5 protein-coding genes and 2 pseudogenes are annotated in these 4,620 nt (G+C 71.8%); 1 reads left to right on the top strand and 6 read right to left on the bottom strand.

The genetic code is table 11. From position 1 onward, the window contains the following. Positions 1 to 608 (bottom strand): FAD-dependent oxidoreductase (locus tag ACWCRB_RS49085; protein ID WP_451002263.1); only part of this gene is annotated, 608 nt, incomplete at its 3' end. Positions 609 to 866: 258 nt separating this feature from the next. Further along, a complete protein-coding gene (locus ACWCRB_RS49080) occupies positions 867 to 1,457 on the bottom strand; it encodes a rhodanese-like domain-containing protein (RefSeq protein ID WP_451002262.1) in 591 nt (196 codons plus the stop codon). Between the two features lie 92 nt (positions 1,458 to 1,549). Here ACWCRB_RS49080 and ACWCRB_RS49075 point away from each other — a divergent pair. Next, a pseudogene (locus tag ACWCRB_RS49075) lies at positions 1,550 to 1,648 on the top strand (transcriptional regulator); the annotation flags it as partial. Positions 1,649 to 1,751: 103 nt separating this feature from the next. On the opposite strand, the gene ACWCRB_RS49070 reads toward ACWCRB_RS49075, so the two are convergent. From ACWCRB_RS49070 to ACWCRB_RS49055, 4 genes and pseudogenes are all read right to left on the bottom strand, one after another. Next, positions 1,752 to 2,498 (bottom strand): sulfite exporter TauE/SafE family protein, encoded by a 747-nt coding sequence (locus ACWCRB_RS49070; protein ID WP_451002261.1) that lies wholly within the window; start codon positions 2,496 to 2,498, stop codon positions 1,752 to 1,754. Beyond that, positions 2,495 to 2,893 carry a rhodanese-like domain-containing protein gene (locus ACWCRB_RS49065; protein ID WP_451002260.1) on the bottom strand — a complete coding sequence of 133 codons (399 nt, stop codon included), beginning with the start codon at positions 2,891 to 2,893 and terminating at the stop codon, positions 2,495 to 2,497. The genes ACWCRB_RS49070 and ACWCRB_RS49065 overlap by 4 nt, the downstream gene beginning before the upstream one ends. 50 nt (positions 2,894 to 2,943) lie before the next feature. Continuing rightward, a complete protein-coding gene (locus ACWCRB_RS49060; protein ID WP_451002259.1) occupies positions 2,944 to 4,311 on the bottom strand; it encodes a rhodanese-like domain-containing protein in 1,368 nt (455 codons plus the stop codon). Positions 4,312 to 4,525: 214 nt separating this feature from the next. Further along, positions 4,526 to 4,620: pseudogene (locus ACWCRB_RS49055) on the bottom strand (LysR family substrate-binding domain-containing protein); the annotation flags it as partial.

Raw genomic sequence — 4,620 nt, 5'->3', positions numbered from 1 at the left:
GCGGGCAGGACGAGGATCACCCGGATACGGTCCAGGACGCCTTGCCTGCGCCAGTGGTCGGCGGCCAGGTAGGCGATTTTCTGCGGGGCGCCGCCGCATTTGACCGGGCCGGCGGGCTGGGTGAAGACCGCGGTGCCCGAGCGCATACCGCGGATCAGCTCCCAGGTGTAGGGAGCGTGCTCGAAGGAGTAGTTGCTGGAGACCCCGCCGTGTCCGACCGCGGTGTCCAGGCCGGGGACCTTGCCCCAGTCCAGTTGCAGGCCGGGGGCCATCACCAGGTAGTCGTAACCGATCGTGCGGTCCGCGGCAGTGGTGACGGTCAGCGCCTCGGGGTCGACGGCGGTGGCGGCCTCTCGGATCCAGCGCACCTGCCGGGGCATCACGGAGGCTTCGGGGCGGCGGGTGATGCCGAGCGGGGCCCGGCCGCCGCCGACCAGGGTCCACAGCGGCTGATACCAGTGGACGTCGGCCGGTTCGAGCACCGCGATGTCGGTGACACCCGCGCGGCGCAGCCGGGCCGCGGCCGTGATCCCGGCGGTGCCACCTCCGACGATCAGCACCCTGTGGTGGTCGCGGGCGGAACTGGAGGCGGAGGACATGGATGACATGACGAGTGCTCCTCACTGTCTGCGACTTATACCCCCTGGGGTATTTTGCAGATGGTAGGTCGCACTCCGCTCAGGGGCCAATGGCAGCGCCGATAATTGCCCTACAGGCAAGGGGAGTTGACAGGTTCAGTGTGGGCATGTGCGTGGCGTTCCGGGATGCCGCAGGATTCCACACGGCCCACTCGCCCCCACTGACGATTCTCCTGAACTCGCCGGTACCGGCGAGTTCAGGAGGAGAACGAGCGAGCACAGTCACCGTCAGCGGTTGCGCAATGCCGCCAACGCAGCGTCGAGATCGGCCGCGCGGGGGCGGTTGCGGGGCAGCTTGCCGAGCATGACCGCCATACCGCAGGTGTTGGTGAGCGCGGAGAAGACCAGGCCGCCCGCTATGCCCGCGGAGATGAGCTGGAAAGCCGGGTGGACGAACAGGCCGAGGGCGAGGCCGACCAGCACGACCGTGCCGGCGGTGAACCGCACCTGGCGGTCCATGCTCCAGGTGGCCCGTGTGACAGAGCATGCGGTGGGCTGATGCAGGTCGTGCCCCTCGGCGGCCCAGGCGCCGGTGCCTCCGGCGAGCGTGGCGGTGGGGATGCCCTGACCGGACAGGAGCTTGCAGGCGTTCTCGGAACGGGCGCCGGAGGCGCACACGACCAGGACGTCGCCCCGCTCACTGGCCTGGCGGATCTCGGGCAGGGCACGCCGGATCTGGTCCAGGGGGATGTTGAGGGCGCCGGGCAGGTGACCCGAGGCGTACTCGCCCGGCGTACGCACGTCGATGACGGTGAGTTCGTGCAGCCGGGTGCGGGCCTGGTCGGTGCCGAGGGTGACGGGGGTGAGAGGAGCAGTCATGACGGATGTGATCCTTACTGGTCGACGCCGTCCCGAACCGGGACGCACAATACCCCTGGGGGTATTTTTCGAGGAGTGGTAGTGGAGCGGTAGTGGACATCGAACTCGCGGGTGCGGACCTGAAAGCCGTGCTGAGCCGGCTACGCCGGGCGCAGCGTCAAATCTCCGGCGGGCTCCGGATGACCGAGAAGAGGACACCGGGCAGGTGCGCGACGCCTGGAAAAGCTGTTCCGGTCATTGGCATGAGGCGGAGCCAGCCTTCGCCGTGGGCACGGAACCTGGAGACGGGTCGCATCACACGGCCGCGTCGATCAGCATGAAGGCCGCCACCGCGAGCAGCACCAGGGCGAAGATCCGCTGGAGTGTGTGCCCGGACAGTTTCGCGGCCAGGCGTTTGCCGTCCCACGCGCCCAGGATCGCGGCCCCGGCGAACGGGGCGATGGCCGCCCAGTCCAGTCCGTCGGCCGTGCCGGCGCGCATCACGAGCGCGGCCAGCGAGTTGACGGTGATGACCAGCAGGCTGGTGCCCACCGCCGTACGCATCCGCAGGCCGAGCACGCCCACCAGCGCCGGTACGGCGAGGAAGCCGCCGCCGACTCCGAGGACGCCGGTGACCGCGCCGAGCCCGGCTCCGGCCGCCGCCGCACGGCCCGGACGGACCGTGCGCCCCAGGTCGGACCCTGGCCGGGGCCGCAGCATACGGACCGCTGCCACCGCCGCGATCACGGCGAAGGCGGCGGTCAGCACGGCGTCCGGCAGGTGCCCGGCGACCGCGCCGCCGAGGACCGCGGGCACGATGCCGGCTGCCGCGAACAGCAGTCCCGTACGCCAGCGGACGTTGCCGTCGCGGGCGTGCGCGACCAGTGCGGTCGCCGACGTGGCGGCCACGATGACGAGGCTCCCTGTCGTGGCCGCGACCGGGGTGAAGTCGAGGAGGTAGATCAGGGCGGGGACGGCCAGGACGCTGCCGCCGCCCCCGAGCGCCCCGAGCGCCAGGCCGACGACGGCCCCGGTTGTCAGGGCGAGTATCAGAGTGCTCACGCGACCGTGCCGTCCCCGCCCTGCGGGTCCACCACCGGCAGACCGACCTCCGCCCAGTCCCGCATCCCGCCGATCACGTCGACGGCCTCGGCACCCCGGGCGGTCAGCAACTCGGCGGCCTGCCGGGAGCGGTTGCCCGAGCGGCAGATGACGACGAGGGGCCGCCCCAGCGCCTCGGGAGGCAGCGGCGCGCCCGCCGCCAGGGCGGAAAGGGGCACATGGACCGCCCCGGGGGCATGGCCCGCCTGCCATTCGAAGGGTTCCCGAACGTCCAGCAGGACGGTCCCGTCGGCCGCGCGGGACGGGGTGCCGTTCTCGTCGGCGGTGCTGTGGCCGGTGTGTCCGGCCGCCTCTTGAACGGTGACCCGGCCGGGGCTCCGTTGGACATGCCTCATCGGCGCTTCTCGCTCTCTTCGGAAGACTGGTCCGCCGTACCGATGTGTGGTCAGGCGGCGCGGACGGTGAGTCCGGCCTGCTCGGCGGCGTCGAACGCGTCGTCCACCGCGACGACCTCGCGGCCCGCCGCGTCCAGGAGGGAGGCGGCGATACCGGCCCGCATGCCGCCCGCGCAGTGCACCCACACCTCGCCCGGGGGGATGTCACCGAGCCGCCGGTGCAGGGTGTGGACGGGGATGTGGACCGAACCCTCGACGAAACCGCCGACGCGTTCGGAGGCGCGCCGGACGTCCAGCACGACCACGACCCCCCTCCCCCGCCGGTCGGCGAGATCGGCGAACGTGGCGCGCGGGAAGGAGGCCGGCCGCTCGCCCTCGCGCACCCAGGCGGCCGGTTCGCCGGTGGCCGCGGCGGCCGGGCGGTCGATGCCGACCCGGACGAGTTCGCGCTGGGCGGCGGCGAGTTGCTCGGCCGATTCGGCGAGCAGGGTCACCGGCTTGCCCCAGGGGATCAGCCAGGCCAGATAGGTGGCGAGCTGCCCCTCGGCCTCGAAGTTGAACGAGCCCGCGACATGCCCGTCGGCGAACGCGACCCGGTTGCGCAGATCCACCACCCACTCCCCCGCGGCCAGGCGCGCGGCGATCTCCTCGGCGTCGGCCACCGACGGAGGGGTGAGGTCGGCGGGGGCCGGTCCGGCGGCGTTGGCCGGACCCATGTGCGTGTAGTAAGCCGGGATGTCGTCGAGGCCTGCCAGCAGGTCGGCGACGAACGTGTCCACGTCGCGGGTGAGCGCGTCGTTGGCCACCTTCTCCTTGCCGATGGTGGTGGCGTCACCCTCGGCCTGACCGGAGGAGCAGAAGCTGCCGAAGCCGTGGGTGGGCAACACCGCGGTCTCGTCGGGCAGTTCGGCGGCCAGCCGGTGGGCGGAGGCGTGCTGGGCACGGGCCAGGTCCTCGGTCATGCGCGGCTCGACGAGGTCGGGGCGGCCGACCGTACCGATGAGCAGCGAACCGCCGGTGAACACCGCGACCACCGTCCCGCCCTCCTCCAGGACGTACGCGGTGTGGTGCGGGGTGTGACCGGGTGTCGCCAGGGCCCGCAGGACCAGACCGGCGTCGGCATCGATGACCGTGACGTCCGTGTCGTGCACCGGTATCCGGTCGAAGGAGACACGGGCCCCGGCGGGAACGAGGTAGGCGGCGCCGGTGAGCCGGGCGAGCTCCAGCCCGCCGGTGACGTAGTCGTTGTGGACGTGCGTCTCGACGACGTGGGAGATCCGCACTCCGCGCAGGGCCGCCGCGGCGATCAGCCGGTCCACGTCGCGCGGCGGGTCGACCGCCACCGCCGTCCGTCCGCCACCCGCCAGATAGCTGCGGTTGCCGAGCCCCGCCACCTCGATGGTGTCGACGAAGAACATGCCTGACACTTCCTTCCCACTGGAAATTACCCCCGGGGGTATATGTTCGACAGTAGCACGGGTACCCCCGGGGGTATTTTTCGGAGTGGGAAACACCCCACCCGGACACCGCACGAACCCCTCGCCCGCACAGCAACCGGTCCTGCCTGCGGCGACCGACCAGAAAAGCAATCGATCGCAACGGCGTCGCGCGTCGCGGCCCCCGGTGGAAGCCGGCCGTGGTGTGGTAATCGCCGTGCAGGACACGGGGGTTGAGGCCGGCGGTGCGCAGCATGCGCAGTACGGCGTCGAACTCGCCGTCGACCGTCT

It is taken from the genome of Streptomyces sp. NPDC002156 (assembly GCF_053593675.1).
Note: the sequence above shows the minus strand (reverse complement) of the source record. Positions and strands in the feature narration are given on the sequence as shown.

Bases quoted from the DNA above. Each gene is read 5' to 3' on its own strand.
- ACWCRB_RS49080 (WP_451002262.1), bottom strand. From the start codon at position 1,457: ATGACTGCTCCTCTCACCCCCGTCACCCTCGGCACCGACCAGGCCCGC.
- ACWCRB_RS49065 (WP_451002260.1), bottom strand. From the start codon at position 2,893: ATGAGGCATGTCCAACGGAGCCCCGGCCGGGTCACCGTTCAAGAGGCG.
- ACWCRB_RS49060 (WP_451002259.1), bottom strand. From the start codon at position 4,311: ATGTTCTTCGTCGACACCATCGAGGTGGCGGGGCTCGGCAACCGCAGC.